We start from the raw sequence: 17,721 nt of genomic DNA, 5'->3' as shown, positions 1-17,721 counted from the left end.
TCAGCAGTTGGTGCAACCACCTCAAAACTTGATCCGGTACCAACCCGGTTAGTAAGGGCTGCATCACTGTACCAGGTAAATACCGCTCCGGTAATCGAACTTGTTGCCTTAAGGAGTGCATTTTCTCCCAAACAAATGACATGACCGGTAACCTCAATATCAGCAGCAAGGCCATTAGCTTTGACCCTAACTAAAACAGTTGTTTTTTTTGTATCATTCCCTTTTGTCCCAATAGTAAAAATGAATTCTCCGGGGATGGTTGGAGGGGTATCAATAATAACGTTTCCGCTTACGTATCTAAAAGTTAAACCAACAGGCAAATCAGTTATTTCTATTTCAGTTCCCCCCGGCAGTAAAGTATACTCTATTGGAGCAATCAATGAATTAACGCAGACTTCTCTGGCCACGACATCGTTATACATTATATTATTACAACCAACCACAGATGCGACAGCAGCACATTCAGTGGCAGCGGTCAATGGTTTTTGAGCAAATTCGGTGTTTGTTGCATCCGGGTCCGTGACATCAGCCGGACGCATGATATTTGCTTCTACACGAAATGGTGGAGCGGACATTCCCGTTCCAATAATCCCGGTTATTGTATAACTGATTTCACAGTTATTCTTTAAATTCAGGGTAGAAGAATAATTGCTTCCACTTATGTTCTGGTTACTTTCAGTAGCACAAGTGCCGGATGAGTGTACAGCCTTAGTAATTTGAAAACCAGGAGGAGCAAGAAATTGGAAATTCGCTCCTGTTATGTCGCTTGGCCCATCATTTTTAACTTTAACAACATAACTCAATTCTTTTCCAGAAGCAAGACTATTACCTACAGGTGTGATGCTTACGATCTTCAGATCAGCAACCTTGATATTTACATTTAATTCTGCAGCCTCTTCATTACTCAGAATATAGGCATAGGTATCCATAGCCTTCTCATTCCCAAAACTGAAACTTCCACGGCCATCATTCCCATTCCGTGTAACCTCGTAGTCCCGATTATAAGTACCCCATATATGTCCAAGAGTCCTACTGGAAGATCCTTCAATATTGTTCACTTTTGGATCTGAACCTTCACCAGCCATTCCTTCAGAAACATCACTATCATCCCAGTAAACACGGTCATTGTAAACACTTTCATCAAGTGATTTATCCTTTACAAGGTATGGATGTTTGTTTTCTGTCAACTCTATAACTATCCCTTTAGGATTGATCTCCATGTCTATAAAGGGAAAATGGACTTCAGCGGAGGATAGCTTTACTTTGATCTTTGGGATGATCAAACCCGGACTCACAAGACGATCATTTCCATCTAAGCCCTTCCATTCAATCCGATTTTCACCAGCAGCAGCTAAACCTACTATAACTTTATCACGTCCTGGGCTTGCAATAGGTATAGTGATCCGAAATGTTCCGGGAACATTTGCCGTAAATGTAATTATTCCTCCCTTTTGACTTGCCTGGTTTGGAGTGGCAGCTTCTGACCCATTGAATGCAACCTTTGTAACAATCGGCACAATTGCGGTATTTTTAAGCCAGGTTTGTGTTTGAATTTTGGAGTTTGTTTTAGACCACAATATAACAGGGGCTGAAGAAGGCAAATCAAATGAAGGTGGCTGATAAAAAAGCTTGTGAGTGACTAAATTTCTAACATCATCATCAGCAATACGCGGATCATGAACACTATTTTTAATCACCAGGGAATTAGTAGTGTTTAAGCTTTTATAAATTGGGCTTCCTGCTGCGTCTATGAACCCTTTATTGTTCGAAAAAAAAGTAAATGCATATCCGTTATTTCCATTGTTTTTTACCCTATAAATCCTGCCGTCCTTGGTCAGCACATAATTTGTTCCATGATAAGCGCCATTTTCATATTCTAATGTATTGTATAGTTTAAGGTTTAATAGATTCGTATATACTCTGCCTTCCCTCCAACTTGTACGACTTTCATCTTCAACTGAAATATCCCAGGCGGCAATTACTACAGATCGTCTACCTTCAATGCTCCAATCCCCATCAGCTAAATCATCTGTAGGTTCAGGATTATCAGGGCTTGTTTCAGATCCTCTAGGAATAAATTCGATTTTCCATATACCTTCATCCCCATTTACCGGGATATAAGAGGGGGTATATTTATTGCTATGATTTTCTCCAAAATGGTTTGGCCCATTCAATTCTCTTAACCTGTCGGGAATCCTTCCATCGTAAACAGTAATTACGTCTCTGGATCCATTTGGAGCAGTTACCCTTATCTCTCCTCCATTACTTATCCCCTGTACACTTGAGGCAACTGCGATAAATTCATTTTTTTTTGCATATACATAGTGCGTACCAAGAGTTTTGAAAGGAAAGGAAACTGAGCTGCTGGCAGATGAGTTTGAATATAAAAAGGCTCTATTCCCACTTACCCCAGCCGGATATAAATCCTTACTCCCTTCAGCATAGGCAACCGAGAAATTAACCAATAAACAAAATGTAAACAGAAAGTGTAATTTCTTACCCAGTGAAACCACAATACTTCGGAGCGTTTTTAGCATAATATTTATTATACAGGCTTATTCTCCTTATGAGAGCATCACTCATCTGGATCAGATCCATTTAAATGATTGCTTTTTCTTTCAAGATGATCAGCCCCCCCAGCAACTTTCTTAAAGATTAACTATATTTATTACCACCAAATTAATCAGAATTTTGTTCATTTTATTAAAATTTGAACAAAAAAATCATTTTTCTAAATAAAAACTAAGCCAATAAAATAATAATCAGCAAAAACACCAACAAAAGCACATTAAATACGATTTTTGAAATTAAGTTAAAACGAACAGGAATAAAGATCAAAACATATTCGGGAATATTAGTGTAATATTTTCCCCAATACGGGGTAAATAATACCAATTAAATATAAATAAATCATTATGCCAATAAGAACAATCACAACAGATACTTAGGTAAAAAGGAAGATACAAACACTTAAAGCTGACGGACTTTAAAACTACAACGAAACAAATGAAAAACAAAAATCACTAAAATGAAATATATACATGATTTGAAATAAAAATTACCAAATAAAGAAACACAGACAAGACCTAAAAATAAGTATGGACTACAAATCTTGTCAGCAAACGAAGAAAAAGTAAAGAAAGAGGGCCTGGTAAAAAACCACTACATTAATGATCGGTTCCTACTCTTCGCTCCAGGGATTAGAAATATTCTCCCTTGATAGAAAATAACCCAGACACACGCCAAAAGAAAGCGCAGCAATCCAAAAGTATTTGTCAAAAATATAATTGACAGGATCACCGGAAAAGAAAGCGATAAGAAAGGCTGCAAGAAACATACTGCATACAGCGATCAAACATCCGGCTATATAAAGCGTTATTTTTTTCATTGGAGAGCAAAATTCTTAAAAACGCATAATGATATAAAATTACCGCATGAAGTATGTTTAATATTTCAGTAAGTAACTGCACTAAATTTACAAGATATTATGGCAATTACAAATTGTATTATTTTTCGAGATATTCTGCTCTCCGGTCTACTTCCGATCCATCTTCAGAGATTCCCGCTTTCCAATAAGAATAAGCATAGACCTCTTCCCTGGGCCAAAAAGCTTCATTACGAAGATACTGCCGAATGGCTTTGACTGATTTAAATTCAGCAGCGACATAAGCAAATTTGCCTGGCGTTTCTCCTTCCGGTAAACTCGTCTGCCGCACTGCTTCAGCCAGGAAAGTCCCCTCTCCGGCTACAGGATTATGAATCCATTTAATCTGGACCTTTGATTTAGTTTGCAACAACTGCTCCTCTGCTTCACTTGCCACTTCCAGATAAGCAAATCCTTCAGCTCCTTCAGGAAGATCTTCCAGGATTGCCGCCATTACCGGGATCGCTGTTGCATCCCCCGCTAAAAGATACCAGTCTGCTTTGGGGTAAAGTTCCGTCGACTTTGCCCTCATGCTGATCCCCAAAGGCGCTCCGGGTTTCGCATGTATTGCCCAGGCAGATGCCGGGCCCTGATCGCCATGCGCTACAAAATCAATGATCATTTCTTTTTTTTCAAGATCTATTCCACGATGAGTATAGGTACGGATTGCCGGCCGCACTTCTATTGGTGGCATATTCCATTTCTCGGCTTCAAAGTCCCAGCTTGGATAATGGACCTCATCCACTCCCACCGGGGGGATATAGATTTTATTGTTTACTCCTATCGTAGGTTCAGCGAATTTATAAACATCATCACCGGTAAGTCTGATTCTGATATAATGAGGAGTAATGTACTCCCGGCTCTTCAGATAAAGGGTAGTCGTTACGATTTGCGCAGCTAAATTTTCTTTCTTTTCCATAACGGTAAGTTTTAATTAATTTACTGCTTGCAAAAGTCCTATTATTTAGAACGATTACAAACAATAATCAAAACTCCGGTCTTTAATGACATTAATATTGCATTTTCAAGAATAAACAGCGCTCAAATACAGCCCAATCGCCATTTATATAAAATTGTGACGAAGATCATTTTTTAGGATTTATTGCGATGATATATTTGAGTATAATTTATTCTGACTCGATGGATGTCGACGATAAAGGGGTTGTTCCGGGAAGTTCAACCCCTTTTTTACAAGGTGATTCTGTATTTAGAATGTGCCATGGAAAGAAAGTCCGACCCCCCCGTTCTGATAGGCAGGTACCATGCTATAATTTACAGTAGTTTCCCTACCCAATACCAGTTTCTTTAAACGGGGATACAGGTAATAAGCCATTTTGGTGGATAAAATCCCTATTCCGGCTCCTGCAACCACATCGCTAAACCAATGCTTATTGTTGTACATCCTCAAAGCTCCTGTTGCCGCGGCCACCGTATACCCGGCGTAGCCATACCAGGGAGAGACCTCTTTATATTCCTGATTCAGAAATTCAGCCGCTGCAAAAGCATTTGCAGTATGTCCGGAAGGAAACGAGTTATATCCACTCCCGTTTGGCCTCAAGCGGTGTGAACTACTTTTTAAGATAGACACTGTTCCTCCCATAATTGCAGAAGACAACACATAGATTCCGGTGGCATCCGCCAGGTTATGCCTGCCCTTGATCCCGGCAAGGTTCAACGCATAAACAGCCAGAGCCGGAGCAAACTGCGAGTAATCATCTACATGCGCTGCAAACAAAGGATGGTCTTCCTTAAGCTCGTCTTTTGTCGTTTTATCCAGATCCCGAATGGCATTATTACCTAATGAAAGGGCTCCATAACTGATAAAGATGGCAGGAATGATCAATGACTTAATTTTCAGGGTATTTTCTGCGGCTTTTTTTATGGCTGTAGAATCAGGTTGCTGAATCTGTCCATACATCAGTCCGGGAAAGCAGCAAAGGGCTAAAAAACAAAGAAAATTTTTCATGTCATAGAGTTATTAGCCAAAGCTATCCTCTAAATATGGAGCAATTCTGTAGGGAATATGGAGCAATTCTGAAGCCGGTATTTTCGTCGTTTAAAATCTTCTTTATATTTAGAATCTTCCGGAAAAAGAAAACCCGACTGCTTTACCCTGATAGGCTGGCATCAGGTTGAAATTAGTTTGTTTTCTGCCCATGATGAGTCTTTTCAGATGTGGATACACCAGATATCCGAGTTTTGCAGACAGAATTCCGACACCAGCTCCTGCAACAACATCGCTTACCCAATGCTTATTATTATATAATCTGAAAACACCAGTTCCTGCGGCTACGGCATATCCGGCATAACCAATCCATGGGGAGACATCCTTATACTCCTGTTTCAGAAATTCCGCGGAGGCGAATGAGGTAGCAGTATGTCCGGAAGGAAAAGAATCGTAACTACTTCCATCCGGCCGGAGACGATGTGATTGTTTTTTGGCAATGGCTACCGCAGCGGTCATGATTCCCATCGTTACCACATAGTTTCCGGTAGCATCCAGCAAAGTGTTCTTTCCTTTTACACCAGCCAGATTTAATCCATATACGGCCAAAGCTGGTACGTAACGCATAAAATCATCCGCTCGTTTTGAGAACAGCGGATGGTCTTCCTGAAGTTCAGATTGTGTAGTACGGTCCAGATCCCTGATAAAGTTATCTCCTTTTGCCATTAATCCATAACCAATAAATACGGTAGGGATAATAAAAGGGGCTATCCGAAAGGTATTTTTCTTTGCCAAAGAATCCGCTTGCTGTGCCTTGGTTAATATAGGAAAACACAGGATCAGTAACAGGGCACATCTCAATCTCAACATCGTTATAATAATTCTAAACCAAAACTATACCCTAATTTTGTAGGAAATCTGAAGTTATTCTTCGTCTCTGGCAATGTAACCTTGCCCGACCATTATTCAGGGCTTTCAAAATGCAATAAAAATCCCGGTTTTGCAAAAATTGATTTTAACCTTAAGGTTAAGGTAAAACAGGCCCGGCTGAGTAATAAATGGCATTATAAATGTGTTACTCCTGGTAAAACTGAAAAATAACACTTTATGACTAATTTAGAAATCGGTATTGAACGCCTACTGAACAGATTAATTGACAGCCTCCCCTCTTTTATTAGTGCGATCCTTGTTTTAGTAATCGGCATCTGGCTGATCAAATTTCTGCTTCGCGTTTTAACGAAACGCCTCAATAAAGGCAAGATCGACAGCTCGCTTACGAACTTCCTTCTTAGCATTTTAAAAGCCATACTGTACATCCTTTTATTGCTTACGGTAACCTCTACCCTGGGAATTCCCAATACTTCTTTTGTCGCAGTTCTCGGTGCTGCCGGTCTGGCGATCGGTCTTGCCTTGCAGGGAAGTCTTTCCAATTTTGCAGGTGGGGTATTGATCCTGCTGTTTAAACCTTTCAAAATCGGACATTTCATTTCTTCCAGCAATGGTGTTGAAGGAACCGTTCAGAAGATTGACATTTTATATACGACCTTAAAGGCAAAAAATGGAACAACATTATATGCTCCAAACGGCCCATTGGCAAATGCGGTGATCAATAACGTTTCCGATAATGAAAACAGAATGGCAGAATATGTAATTGGCATATCTTACAACTCAGATATTGATGTGGCGAGAAATGTGATCCTGAAAACTTTAGCCGCTGATCCGCTTGTGCTCAAAGATCCTGCACCGGTAGTTCTTGTAAGTGCTTTGGGCGATAACGCCGTAAACCTGACCACCCGCGCCTGGTCTGCAAACGGAGATTTCTGGCCAACTTATCATAGAAATTACCAATTGATCAAACAGGAGCTGGATAAAAATAACATTGGCATTCCTTATCCGCAACGTGAGATCCACGTGATCTCAGATGGCCCTGCACCAGCGCTGGGTGCAGAATAAATTTTATAGCGCCGCAAATTGCGGCGCTAATTCAACTATAAATCTTATTTATGAGTTATCACAGGAAAACCAGAAATTACGAATGGGTCATTCATTTGATCATCAGGTTGAGTATTGGGATCTTCTTTTTCGTTACCGGATTCAATAAATTAACGGTAGATGCAAATCATAAATCTATGCTGGAAACCTTGACCGGCACCGGAATGCCCTTTCCTGTTGTTGCCAGCTATCTCCTCTCCGGTATCGAAATGATTGCCGGTACCTTCCTCTTCCTCGGTCTGTTTAAAAGGTTAAGTAGTGTAGTGTTAATTGTGGTGATGATTGCTGCAATCCTTACCGTTAACCTTCATTCCATCCCCTCTGGGTTGCCCCTGCATACCTGGTTAAGTTACTTCTTTTACCTGCCGGAATTCCTGCTGATTTTACTGCTGGCTTACCTGGCTGCAAGTCCGGTCAGAGATTTGGAATTACAATCCCTGTTCTCCAGAAAACGATGAACGTCAACACACTCTGTTTTTAATTTGATACGTCATTATTCCTGATCCCGCGCTTATTTTTCTTCAGGTTATCTTTTAATCCGCCAAAGTTGTAATTCAAACTGACACTGAACGACCTGAAATAACTTTGGGAATAGTCGGCCTGGTAAAATTGGGTACCTTCAGTAAGTGTTTTATTCGTTCTGAATTTTGTAAATGGGTTATTGACTCCTGCCCCGAAAGACAATTTATCTTTAATCAGCGTTTTGCTGACATTAAAAGAAGAAGAAAACATCCCGTTCGTTGTTCCCTGAAAACCGGTTGGATTTCGGCTATCCAGGTTAAAATTCATGCTGGCCCGCCAACCACTTTCAAAATTATATCCGGAGGATAAGTTGAAGGAATAGGTAAACAATTCTGTTTTCATTTTTTGCCCCATAGTCTCACCACTGATCCAGAAATAGATGGCACGTCCGTTCAGGCTCAGGTCCAGTCGACTGGCTAAAGGGTACCGGAGATAGATAAAACTGCTGAGTCCGGCAAGTTTTCCTGAATTATCAAAAGTCTTTCTTGTAATGTTGCGAACCGGATCAAAAGTACTCACTGCCAAATCTGCCTCATTTAAAAAGGAATAATCCATTCCAGCATTAAAGGTTAGCTTTTTGGAGCTGTTATACCCAAGAGAGATCGAGTTGACCACTACAGGACGTAAATCCGGGTTACCCGTAATTTCGAAGTCTGGATTTACTCGGTTTACAAAAGGATTGAGCCTGTTTATTCCCGGTCTTTTCATTCTTTGCGAAAAGCCGGCATTCAGACTATTCCCGGATTTTAATGTCTTACTGATCACCAGGGTTGGAAATAAATTGGTATAATTTTGCTTTACACTTGAAGAATTGGTCAGGAAATCAGCATCGATCAGGGTTCGTTCCAAACGCAGACCGGCCTGAAGATTCCAGCTTTTCCAATTCAACTGGTAAGAATTATAGGCAGATAAAACTTGCTGTCTATAGGTTAAATGATCGCTGTTCTGAGGATCGTGATCTACCTTGAAATCCGCATTGTTATTCCGGAATATCCCTTTTGCTCCCATTTCTATCGTCAGATTTTTATGAGGATAGACATAATCCAGCTGTACGGTATTTTCTTTGGTACGGTCGTACTGTTCCTGCCTGTAATCCCGGCCAGGGTAATTCAATACATTGGAGATCAACGCTTCAGTGGAAGGCCAGCTTTTATAGTTTTGATAACTGTAAGATAAGGTCAGCATCCGGTTCTTATCCGCTTTGAAGCCCAATTGATAGTCGGCCGAGAAATCCATTCCGGAGCTATTGTTCCTTGTGCGCTCCGCAAGCTCATAACCTTGCAAAATCCCCTCAGCTCCCTTCATTTCTGAATGTAAAAAACCATTGTCCTCAGACCGGTTTCCATTGGTATTAAACCTGGCTGAGATCAGGTTTAAAGTATCTATTTCATAACTCAACTCTGTTCCTAAATAACCTGTTTTCTGATCTGACCATCGGCTTCGCTCTTGAAATAAATCCGTTGGATTTGCACCAGAACTTTGCCTGAATCCCGTACTACCTAATTTTGGGCTATGATTTAAGTTTCCGCCTGTAAGAACTGACATTCCCCATTTGTCCTTTTTGTAAGTAAATGAGCTTCCAATACCCGTGCTTGCGTCTGGCTGACGGGCATTTAAATTCAGGGTACCATTCAATTCGTTATTTAATTTTTTGATGGTGATGATGTTGATGATCCCGGCCAATCCTTCAGCATCATATTTTGACGGGGGAATCGTCATTACTTCAATGCTTTGGACTGTTGATGCCGGGATACTTTTTAAAATGGATTTTAGATCTCTTGCAAACATACCGGATGGTTTTCCGTTTAGAAAAACCCTGAAATCAGGGCTTCCTTTTAACAGCAGATTCTGATTGCCATCTACGGAGACAAAAGGAATTTTGCGCATCATTTCCAGCAGCTGACTGCTTTTACTATCGGGATCCGCTTGCATGTCGTAAATGATTTTACCCGCCTTCTGCCTGACAATGGGCTTGTCGGCAGTAATCGAAACTTCCTTCAGGCTATTTTCTTTTGACTGAAGGTATAGGGTATCGGGAGCTCCTCCGGCAGGCAATTGCAAGAGCTGATAACCCAATGCAGATAAACTAAGGGTATACTGTCCGGGATGGAGGTCCCTGAACTGAAATGATCCATTGTCTGAGGTCAGCATGGCTTTGAAGATGATCCCATCTGCTGTTTTCAGGCGGACAGTAACATAACTTAAAGGCAGTTTCGTTGCCTGGTCTGCGACTACGCCTGAGACTGCGTTGTGGTTCGGAACGGTTTGTCCTTTTGCGTATGCAGCCAGGAAGAACATCGTGATGCAGCATAATATTCGGGTTATGTTTTTTATAGACATGGTATCTGGATTATAAGTTTTCAATATTTAAGGGCATAGCTTCGCCTAAGCGCTATTTTTGAGCACTCAAAAGCTATATTGCAGTAAAAAGAGGGTATTTAAGAGCCGCGGGAATACGGCCCCCTAGCCTGGGATCAGGATATTTTTCTGGTGATGATGTGGTTGAGGATCAAACTGATTCCTCCGAACAGGAAGATCATTGATAAAAAGCTGGTCGACTTCGCCATTCCATAATCACTGAGTACCGAACCCATGATCATTCCTATCGCTACACCTACAGAGAGCATCCCATATTTCAAAGTCAGAAAATTTGAATGTTTGATAGAATTAAAAGGTGATGCCTCTACCCCTCTGTCCAGCATCGCCATCCGTTCCCGGTGTCTGGTCATTAAATACACATATATGATTCCAAAAATTGCTACAAAAGCGGCTAAGGAAACGATGAGATCTCTTGCTGTTTCATCCATGATCGTAATTTTAAATTGTTGATATATGCCATAGGAGCGAAATACTTCATGGTTGGTTACAAAAAATATTAAATAAAAATATCTGACATTATTTGTAACCAACTTAGCAATATACTGCTCTTATGGGAGAATGGACCATACAGAAGATCAGATTTATGTTGACAGGGTAAAGAACGGTGATGCCGCCTCCTATTCATTTCTTCTGAATAAGTATAAGAACATGGCTTATACCATTGCGCTCAAAATTACCGGAAATGCAGAAGAGGCCGAGGATGCCGCGCAAGAGGGTTTTATTAAAGCCTATCAGGCCATTCACAGTTTTAAGGGAAATTCAAAGTTCTCCACCTGGTTATATACAATCGTTTACCGAACGGCCATTCTGATGATTAAAGACAAAAGAATAAAGACTTCCTCTATAGATGATGAAAACCACCAACATGATGCTACTGACGGCAATGTTCCTCAGCTGGATCAGATACAATCGGATGAGCAGGCAAAGTATGTAAAACTGGCCATTGAGAAACTTCCAAAAACAGAGGCACTGCTGGTTACCTTATATTATATCAATGAAAGTACCATCAAGGAAGTTTGTGAGATCACAGGATTGTCCATCCCAAATGTGAAAATCCAGTTGTTCAGGGCCAGAAAAAGACTGGAACGTGAGTTAAAGTTTCTACTATAATAAGAAAGGGTTTAGAAAATGGCAGCAAAGAAAAAGGAAAATTTGAAAATGTTACTTCAGAAAATGGAGCCGGATGCACCTGCTTCTGACTTTATGGCGCTGGTGATGAAAGAAATTTCTACAGATACTAACCTGGAAGTTCCCATCAATATCCCCTTACAAAACTTACTGAAACAACATGGAGTAGCCAGCTTATCTGCTGATTTCACGAATCAGGTGATGGACAGAATTGAGCTTTTGCCATTGAAGAAACAAGAACAGCCCATCATTAGCAAAAGAGCAGGGTTTGCCATTGTAGCCTCCTTTCTCTTCATTTCATTGCTATTCTTCTTATTCACAGAAAACACCTCTACCCCATCCACAAGCACAAATGCTTATCATTTGACTGACCAGTTTAGTAAAGTAACGGAGCAGCTGCAGGTGAATGGCAGTCCTTCTCTTTACCTGATCGTTATGGTGATGCTTGGTGTTCTTTTAGGCCTGGATTATTACCTGAGGTATTTTCAGCAGCAACAGAAAGCTTAGTCCTTTTCCGGTATTCTTTTGGACTTTCTTCTTTTTGTTTTCTGAAATATTTGTTCAGATGACTTTCATCAGTAAAACCAAACTCGTAAGCGATCTCGTTGATTCTTTTGTCGCTGAACTGCAGGCGGTGTTCGATCAGTTTAATCTTATAATTGGTGATGTATTGCTGCATCGTTTCATCTGCATGTTTTTTAAAGTACCGGCCGAGGTATGCATTTGAAATGCCAAAATTACGACTGATCCGCTCCGCCTTTAACTTATCCGGCTCATAGATATTGGTCTGGATATATTGCAGGATGTCCATTGCTTTCTCTTCGTTTCTCACATTGACCTGCTCTGGCAGGTACTTGGCAATGTTACGGGCAACAATAATGATTAAGGTATTGATCAGTTGCTGAATGAGTTCTTTATTGTAAAGGTCTTTATTGAGGAATTCCTGCTCTATTGCGGTCACCATTGCGCCCACCAATACTTTATCTGTTTTATTTTTAAGGATACAACCCGGCTGATGATTGGCATTGTGCAGGATGTATTCCAATCGTTTGACATTCTCTGCCAGCAGACTGTTGTTCTTGATATAGATGTCATTGAAACGGAGAAAGAAAAATTCAGTAGTGCTTTCCACATCTAAAGAATGGGAATCCTCCGGAGTAATTAAAAACAATTGCCCCGGATAGTATGCAAAATTATTTTTATTGATGGTTTGCAGCCCCGTCCCGGAAATGACGTAAATCAGTTCAAAGAAACTATGCTGGTGATCATCCTTGAGGCATTCTCCGATTTTTTTAAAAGTAATGGAGAAAGGTTCATGTAAGTTTTCCTTAATCATGCGACAAAAATACCGAATTATAGAAAACATATACCATTTTAGATTAAAAAATCTGGTATAACTTTGTCTTATCATAAATAAATAAAACGAAATGAAAGCAATCATATTAAAAGAAGCAGGGAGTACTGACCAACTTTCGGCCACGGAAATAGCCATCCCTGTTATTCAGAACGGAGAGATTTTGGTGGAAGCCAAAGCAATCAGCATCAACCCTATTGACATCAAAACCAGGAAAGGAAAAGGCCGTTATGAAATATTAAAGGCAGAAAGTCCGATCATCCTTGGCTGGGACATTTCCGGTATAGTTAAAGAATCAAAATCCGATTCATTTAAAGCAGGTGATGAAGTATTCGGAATGGTTAATTTCCCCGGACATGGAAAAGCTTATGCAGAATATGTGAGCGTTCCGGCTACACACCTGGCCCTTAAACCCAAAAACGTCAGCCATGAAGCAGCTGCCGGAGCTACTCTTGCTGCACTTACGGCCTGGCAGGCGATTGTAAAAGCCGGAGTAAAAAAAGGCGACAGGGTTTTGATTCATGCTGCAGCTGGCGGAGTAGGACATTTTGCAGTACAAATGGCTAAGCATCTTGGCGCTTTCGTAGCCGGAACTGCTTCCCTTAAAAACAAAGATTTCGTATTGTCGCTTGGAGCAGACCAACACATTGACTATGCGGCCAGCCCATTTGAAACACAGGTAAAAAACATTGACTTTGTATTGGATACGATGGGTGGAGATCATATTGACCGTTCTCTGGAGATCATGAATCCTGGCGGAACCCTCATCAGCATTCCCAGCGGATTAAATAACGGAGTTGAAGAAAAAGCCAAAGCTAAAGGAGTATATGGCTACGCAACATTTGTTCAGTCCAGCGGAGAAGATATGAAAACCATTGCCGGATTACTGGAAAATGGAAGCCTGAAATCACACATTTCCGAAAGTTATACTTTTGATCAGATGGCTGCTGCACATCAGCAGATTGAAAGCGGAAGAACTGTTGGCAAGATTGTGGTTACCTTACCTTAATCCGGAATTGTAGCAAAAAAAGGGTCTGTATCGTGTGATACAGACCCTTTTCTATTTAATTAGTTTATCCTATGCCTCGTATTTTTTAAAGATAGACGTTGCGGTATGACCTCCAAAACCGAAGGTATTGTTCATTACATAGTTTACCTTTTTAGCAATCGATTTACCCAGGATGATGTTTAATCCTTCAGGAATTGCTTCATCAAGTGTAACCGTATTGGTGGTCGCAGGGATCATATCATGCTTTGCAGAAAGAATACTGATCACGCTTTCAATTGCACCTGCAGCACCCAGCAAATGGCCTGTCATGGATTTTGTTCCGCTGATGGCAACCTGTGAATCTTTAAACACCGCTTTAATTCCCTTAAGCTCACTTAAATCGCCAAGACCTGTTGAAGTTGCATGTGCATTGATATAGTCAATCTGTTCCGGTTGAATTCCTGCATCAGCCAATGCTTTCTTCATTCCCTGGATGGCACCTAATCCTTCCGGATGGGTACCTGTTAAGTGGTAAGCATCAGCTGCCATTCCACCTCCGACCATTTCACCATAAATGGTTGCTCCTCTTTTGATGGCGTGTTCGTACTCTTCCAAAACCAAAGCAGCAGCACCTTCAGCAATGACAAAACCATCTCTGTCTTTATCGAAAGGACGTGAAGCGTGTACTGCATCGTCATTATTTTTTGATAAGGCCTGAGCTGCATTGAATCCACCTACTGAAGAATCAGTAATTGCAGCTTCAGAACCACCGGCAATCATCACATTTGCTTTTCCAAGTCTGATCGTATCAAAAGCACTGATAATTGCGGTATTTGAAGATGCACAGGCAGAAACTGTACAATAGTTAGGTCCATGCAGCTGATTGCGGATCGAGATCACCCCGGCAGCAATATCTACAATCATTTTAGGAATAAAATAAGGATTGAATCTAGGAGTACCATCACCCAGGTGATATTCTTTCAGTTGTTGTTCAAAAGTACCTATTCCTCCGTTTCCTGTTGCCCAGATCACACCCACTTCATAGCGGTCTGCTTCCTCCATAGTGGAAAAATCAAGGCCTGAATCTTTAATGGCCTGGTCACTTGCTGCAATAGCAAACTGGGTAAAAACGTCATATTTCCTGACTTCCTTTTTCTCCAGGTAATCTTCTGCATTAAAGTCTTTGACTTCACAGGCAAAATGAGTTTTAAATTTGGTAGAATCAAATTTAGTGATTGGTCCTACTCCACTTTTACCTGCAAGGATATTCTTCCACAATTCATCTACAGAATTTCCTAATGGACTAATAACTCCCATTCCGGTTACGACTACTCTTTTCATCCTATTTTATTTGTTTTATATAATATTGTTGTTGGCAAACCTGCCCTTTATATCTTTTTATTTTCTTTTTTCTGTGCGCAAAAGGTTACTATATCCTCTGGCAATGATTCTGGTACGTGCTTCATTCCAGACTTCACACTGTACATTGGCAATCTGATTTCCCTTCTTGATCATGGTGGTTTCTGCAATGATGAGGTCGCCTTCTTTAGCAGAGGCAAAATAATCAATGGCCAGGTTTACCGTTACATAATAATGTGGTTCATCATACCCAAAAAGGGTGGCACCAATGGCGTCATCAATAATGGCAGCCGTCATTCCTCCATGAAGAATGCCCATCGGATTGGTCATCTCATTCCGGATGGTATATTTTAAAATCAGCTTTCCTTTTTCCACGGCCAAAATCACAGGCTTCAGCCAGTTGAACAATGGAGAAGGAGAAGTGGTCATTTCAGTGCCAATATTCTGTGTAAAAAACTCTGAGGGTGTAAGCATATTAATAGTTAAGATTCATTTGGGTTAGAGATCCTATCGATCAATTCCCCGATCACCGATACAATATCATCCATCAGGCTGGTATTATGGGTCACTTTGGACATCATCATCCCCCCTTCGATCAGCGCAATAATAGTGGTTGCCGTTTCATTGCTATTGGTATCCGGCCGGAATACATTTACTGCCATCCCATTTTCAATCAGTGTAGCCAGACTGCTCATCCAGCTCATAATTCCCTCTGCTGCTTTCTCCCTTAACACTTCACTGGTATCATCCGCTTCCACACCGGTATTCATCAGGGGGCATCCCCCTTCAGGAAAAGGCGTCTGCTCAAAGCTATGATAAACCTGAGCATGGGCAAACAATTTTTCCTTATAACCTTCAAATTGGCTTACTTTATCATGGATCAGTTGCTGTACCTGCGACAGGTTATAGTCAAATGCGGCAATTGCTACCGCTTCTTTGTTTTCAAAATTGCCGTAAATACTTCCTTTGCTGAGCTTCGTAGCCTCGATAAGGTCGGAGAGTGCGGTACCTGCATATCCCTTTTTATTGAAGACTCCTGAGGTGGACTCCACAATATACTGACGGGTACTTTCTGACTTTGCTACAAATTCCACGGGACAAATATACCGATCGGTATTTGAAAAACAAATTAAATGATCCAATCTGGCCAGAAAAGCTTAATAAACCGAATCGCTCTTTACATAAAGCGGATCTTCAGCTTCAGTGATGACCGGGTTTAAATCTTTGTTGATTGCATTATATCTGTTTAAAGCCTCAGGATGTAAGGCCAGGATTCCATTCACCTGATCTTCTTTTCCTGTTGCAAGAAGTTCATTCAGCATTTTGACATCCTCCACATTGAGGGTGTTATTCTCGAACTTTGCGGTCCAGTGGTTGATGAAGCCGGAAATCTTTTTCGTTTCTATTTCTGTAGTGATCGGGCTCAGGCTCTTTTTCAATTCATCAGCCTCATAACGTGTCAGGTTATACGACGGGTTAAAAGCTTTGAAAAAGGGCATGTTGTACCTTGATAATTTTCTGAATGAGAAGAAGAGATAAGGCAGAATGACAATAGCAATCAGGATTAAAGCGCCAATAGTGAGGTTGTTCATAGAATATAAATCGTCTTATGGCGGCAAAAGTACTAGAAAAATGAAGAATAAGAAATTGTATTCCCCATGTCATTTATGAAATCAGCAAAAAAACCATTCTCATTTCCGTTTAGTTTTGCAAGTATGAGGTTTACTTATCCACTGTTCATCGCTTTATTTGTTTTGTCTGGTTTCCAGGCACATTCCCAGATCAGGCTCATTGTGTTAGATCAGTACAACTTAAAAAAGGGGGATACGATTCGTGCAAATTTATCAAGCCACGTTCACCTGCAATCAGAATCTGCCCCCCGTTCTACCACTACCCTGTCTACCGATATCCAGCTGTTTCATAAAGGGAAGAACATCAATCTGAATTCATTCATTTCTCAAGACCATGCACTATTAAAGTATAAACCGGAACTAACAGGGCCGTCATTTCTGGAAATTTCACAACAGACTTTCGGGGAATATACCAAAGAAGAATACCTGACCAACCTTAAGGAACAAGGTCTGACCGCGATTGCAAAACAACTTGAGCCTATCCTGAATGACAATTACAAGGTAAAGGATAGCGCTGTATTTTATACCAAATCGTTGGTTTCCCCTGAAAAAAGCAAACCGTTTTCAAAGGAGCCCATTACAAAGGCACATGAGATTACCCTGAAGAACACGCCTTTTGGGGCAAGTTATGGAGATGAGCTCAGTGCACTGCTTACCTTAAATGGTAAAGCATTGCCCAATGCTCCGGTAATCCTTTATGTAAAAGCAAAATCAGGAAACATCATTAGTGAGCTGCTCAGTTCCGATGCTGATGGCATGCTGAGCGTTAAACTGGATATAGAAGGCGTTTATTTTCTCCAGCACTTCTCCATTGCTGAGGTCAGCACCAATAATGAGATCAAAAGTTTATGGACTACTTTCAGTTTTGAATTCCTGAATACAGTCCACAGACGTGAGACTTTTGCGGAATTTGGATTTTAAGATTCCTCTTTTTTGGGTGCCGGTGAAGCGTACCATAAAACCATTATAAGCATCACCACTAAAATTAGATACTAAGAA

17 protein-coding genes and 1 pseudogene are annotated in these 17,721 nt (G+C 40.8%); 6 read left to right on the top strand and 12 right to left on the bottom strand.

Annotated elements, in window-relative coordinates:
• From BUC20_RS33985 to BUC20_RS26990, 5 genes and pseudogenes are all read right to left on the bottom strand, one after another.
• A pseudogene (locus tag BUC20_RS33985) lies at positions 1-2,465 on the bottom strand (hypothetical protein); the annotation flags it as partial.
• Between the two features lie 716 nt (positions 2,466-3,181).
• The gene (locus BUC20_RS27005) at positions 3,182-3,388 is read right to left on the bottom strand and encodes a hypothetical protein (protein WP_073235593.1); all 207 of its coding nucleotides are present in this window, start codon (positions 3,386-3,388) and stop codon (positions 3,182-3,184) included.
• A 118-nt stretch (positions 3,389-3,506) separates the two neighbouring features.
• Positions 3,507-4,343 carry a siderophore-interacting protein gene (locus BUC20_RS27000; RefSeq protein ID WP_073235590.1) on the bottom strand — a complete coding sequence of 279 codons (837 nt, stop codon included), beginning with the start codon at positions 4,341-4,343 and terminating at the stop codon, positions 3,507-3,509.
• Positions 4,344-4,631: 288 nt separating this feature from the next.
• Complete coding sequence (locus tag BUC20_RS26995; protein ID WP_073235587.1) at positions 4,632-5,390, bottom strand: phosphatase PAP2 family protein; 759 nt, start codon at positions 5,388-5,390, stop codon at positions 4,632-4,634.
• 108 nt (positions 5,391-5,498) lie between these two features.
• Positions 5,499-6,239, bottom strand: a complete 741-nt coding sequence (locus tag BUC20_RS26990) for a phosphatase PAP2 family protein (protein ID WP_073235584.1) — start codon at positions 6,237-6,239, stop codon at positions 5,499-5,501.
• A 237-nt stretch (positions 6,240-6,476) separates the two neighbouring features.
• Between BUC20_RS26990 and BUC20_RS26985 the strand changes: the two genes are divergently transcribed.
• Positions 6,477-7,322 (top strand): mechanosensitive ion channel family protein, encoded by an 846-nt coding sequence (locus tag BUC20_RS26985; RefSeq protein ID WP_073235581.1) that lies wholly within the window; start codon positions 6,477-6,479, stop codon positions 7,320-7,322.
• 50 nt (positions 7,323-7,372) lie between these two features.
• Positions 7,373-7,819: a DoxX family protein gene (locus tag BUC20_RS26980; RefSeq protein WP_073235578.1), complete on the top strand. Its 447-nt coding sequence runs from the start codon at positions 7,373-7,375 to the stop codon at positions 7,817-7,819.
• A gap of 19 nt (positions 7,820-7,838) precedes the next feature.
• Here the strand turns inward: BUC20_RS26980 and BUC20_RS26975 are convergent, their stop codons facing one another.
• Both BUC20_RS26975 and BUC20_RS26970 read right to left on the bottom strand, forming a co-directional pair.
• Positions 7,839-10,223 carry an outer membrane beta-barrel protein gene (locus BUC20_RS26975; protein ID WP_084529314.1) on the bottom strand — a complete coding sequence of 795 codons (2,385 nt, stop codon included), beginning with the start codon at positions 10,221-10,223 and terminating at the stop codon, positions 7,839-7,841.
• A 134-nt stretch (positions 10,224-10,357) separates the two neighbouring features.
• Entirely contained in the window at positions 10,358-10,690 is a 333-nt protein-coding gene (locus tag BUC20_RS26970; protein WP_073235739.1) for a DUF6249 domain-containing protein, read from the bottom strand.
• A 130-nt stretch (positions 10,691-10,820) separates the two neighbouring features.
• Between BUC20_RS26970 and BUC20_RS26965 the strand changes: the two genes are divergently transcribed.
• Both BUC20_RS26965 and BUC20_RS26960 read left to right on the top strand, forming a co-directional pair.
• On the top strand, positions 10,821-11,372 hold the full coding sequence (locus BUC20_RS26965; RefSeq protein ID WP_073235571.1) for an RNA polymerase sigma factor: 552 nt from the start codon (positions 10,821-10,823) through the stop codon (positions 11,370-11,372).
• Between the two features lie 18 nt (positions 11,373-11,390).
• On the top strand, positions 11,391-11,897 hold the full coding sequence (locus BUC20_RS26960; protein ID WP_073235568.1) for a hypothetical protein: 507 nt from the start codon (positions 11,391-11,393) through the stop codon (positions 11,895-11,897).
• Here the strand turns inward: BUC20_RS26960 and BUC20_RS26955 are convergent.
• Positions 11,824-12,726, bottom strand: a complete 903-nt coding sequence (locus tag BUC20_RS26955; RefSeq protein WP_084529311.1) for an AraC family transcriptional regulator — start codon at positions 12,724-12,726, stop codon at positions 11,824-11,826. The genes BUC20_RS26960 and BUC20_RS26955 overlap by 74 nt on opposite strands.
• A 91-nt stretch (positions 12,727-12,817) precedes the next feature.
• Between BUC20_RS26955 and BUC20_RS26950 the strand changes: the two genes are divergently transcribed.
• The gene (locus tag BUC20_RS26950) at positions 12,818-13,753 is read left to right on the top strand and encodes an NADP-dependent oxidoreductase (RefSeq protein ID WP_073235565.1); all 936 of its coding nucleotides are present in this window, start codon (positions 12,818-12,820) and stop codon (positions 13,751-13,753) included.
• Positions 13,754-13,822: 69 nt separating this feature from the next.
• Here the strand turns inward: BUC20_RS26950 and fabF are convergent, their stop codons facing one another.
• From fabF to BUC20_RS26930, 4 genes are all read right to left on the bottom strand, one after another.
• Positions 13,823-15,073: a beta-ketoacyl-ACP synthase II gene (fabF, locus tag BUC20_RS26945; RefSeq protein WP_073235561.1), complete on the bottom strand. Its 1,251-nt coding sequence runs from the start codon at positions 15,071-15,073 to the stop codon at positions 13,823-13,825.
• 57 nt (positions 15,074-15,130) lie between these two features.
• Positions 15,131-15,565: a PaaI family thioesterase gene (locus BUC20_RS26940; RefSeq protein ID WP_073235558.1), complete on the bottom strand. Its 435-nt coding sequence runs from the start codon at positions 15,563-15,565 to the stop codon at positions 15,131-15,133.
• Between the two features lie 8 nt (positions 15,566-15,573).
• Positions 15,574-16,185 carry a TetR/AcrR family transcriptional regulator gene (locus tag BUC20_RS26935; protein WP_073235555.1) on the bottom strand — a complete coding sequence of 204 codons (612 nt, stop codon included), beginning with the start codon at positions 16,183-16,185 and terminating at the stop codon, positions 15,574-15,576.
• A 63-nt stretch (positions 16,186-16,248) separates the two neighbouring features.
• Positions 16,249-16,683, bottom strand: coding sequence for a hypothetical protein (locus tag BUC20_RS26930; protein ID WP_073235552.1), 435 nt, complete (start codon positions 16,681-16,683; stop codon positions 16,249-16,251).
• Positions 16,684-16,806: 123 nt separating this feature from the next.
• Between BUC20_RS26930 and BUC20_RS26925 the strand changes: the two genes are divergently transcribed.
• Positions 16,807-17,643 (top strand): DUF4198 domain-containing protein, encoded by an 837-nt coding sequence (locus tag BUC20_RS26925; RefSeq protein ID WP_159441167.1) that lies wholly within the window; start codon positions 16,807-16,809, stop codon positions 17,641-17,643.
• The last annotated feature ends 78 nt before the right edge of the window (positions 17,644-17,721 follow it).

It is taken from the genome of Pedobacter caeni (assembly GCF_900129215.1).
GTDB classification, from domain to species: Bacteria; Bacteroidota; Bacteroidia; order Sphingobacteriales; family Sphingobacteriaceae; genus Pedobacter; species Pedobacter caeni.
The sequence above is the reverse complement of the archived record's forward strand: the minus strand, read 5'-3'. Positions and strand labels throughout refer to the sequence as shown.

Bases quoted from the DNA above. Each gene is read 5' to 3' on its own strand.
- BUC20_RS26980 (WP_073235578.1), top strand. From the start codon at position 7,373: ATGAGTTATCACAGGAAAACCAGAAATTACGAATGGGTCATTCATTTG.
- BUC20_RS26930 (WP_073235552.1), bottom strand. From the start codon at position 16,683: ATGAACAACCTCACTATTGGCGCTTTAATCCTGATTGCTATTGTCATT.
- BUC20_RS26985 (WP_073235581.1), top strand. From the start codon at position 6,477: ATGACTAATTTAGAAATCGGTATTGAACGCCTACTGAACAGATTAATT.
- BUC20_RS26955 (WP_084529311.1), bottom strand. From the start codon at position 12,726: ATGATTAAGGAAAACTTACATGAACCTTTCTCCATTACTTTTAAAAAA.
- BUC20_RS26990 (WP_073235584.1), bottom strand. From the start codon at position 6,239: ATGTTGAGATTGAGATGTGCCCTGTTACTGATCCTGTGTTTTCCTATA.
- BUC20_RS27000 (WP_073235590.1), bottom strand. From the start codon at position 4,343: ATGGAAAAGAAAGAAAATTTAGCTGCGCAAATCGTAACGACTACCCTT.
- BUC20_RS26975 (WP_084529314.1), bottom strand. From the start codon at position 10,223: ATGTCTATAAAAAACATAACCCGAATATTATGCTGCATCACGATGTTC.
- BUC20_RS26970 (WP_073235739.1), bottom strand. From the start codon at position 10,690: ATGGATGAAACAGCAAGAGATCTCATCGTTTCCTTAGCCGCTTTTGTA.
- BUC20_RS26940 (WP_073235558.1), bottom strand. From the start codon at position 15,565: ATGCTTACACCCTCAGAGTTTTTTACACAGAATATTGGCACTGAAATG.
- BUC20_RS26950 (WP_073235565.1), top strand. From the start codon at position 12,818: ATGAAAGCAATCATATTAAAAGAAGCAGGGAGTACTGACCAACTTTCG.
- BUC20_RS26960 (WP_073235568.1), top strand. From the start codon at position 11,391: ATGGCAGCAAAGAAAAAGGAAAATTTGAAAATGTTACTTCAGAAAATG.
- fabF (WP_073235561.1), bottom strand. From the start codon at position 15,073: ATGAAAAGAGTAGTCGTAACCGGAATGGGAGTTATTAGTCCATTAGGA.
- BUC20_RS27005 (WP_073235593.1), bottom strand. From the start codon at position 3,388: ATGAAAAAAATAACGCTTTATATAGCCGGATGTTTGATCGCTGTATGC.
- BUC20_RS26965 (WP_073235571.1), top strand. From the start codon at position 10,821: ATGGACCATACAGAAGATCAGATTTATGTTGACAGGGTAAAGAACGGT.
- BUC20_RS26925 (WP_159441167.1), top strand. From the start codon at position 16,807: ATGAGGTTTACTTATCCACTGTTCATCGCTTTATTTGTTTTGTCTGGT.
- BUC20_RS26995 (WP_073235587.1), bottom strand. From the start codon at position 5,390: ATGAAAAATTTTCTTTGTTTTTTAGCCCTTTGCTGCTTTCCCGGACTG.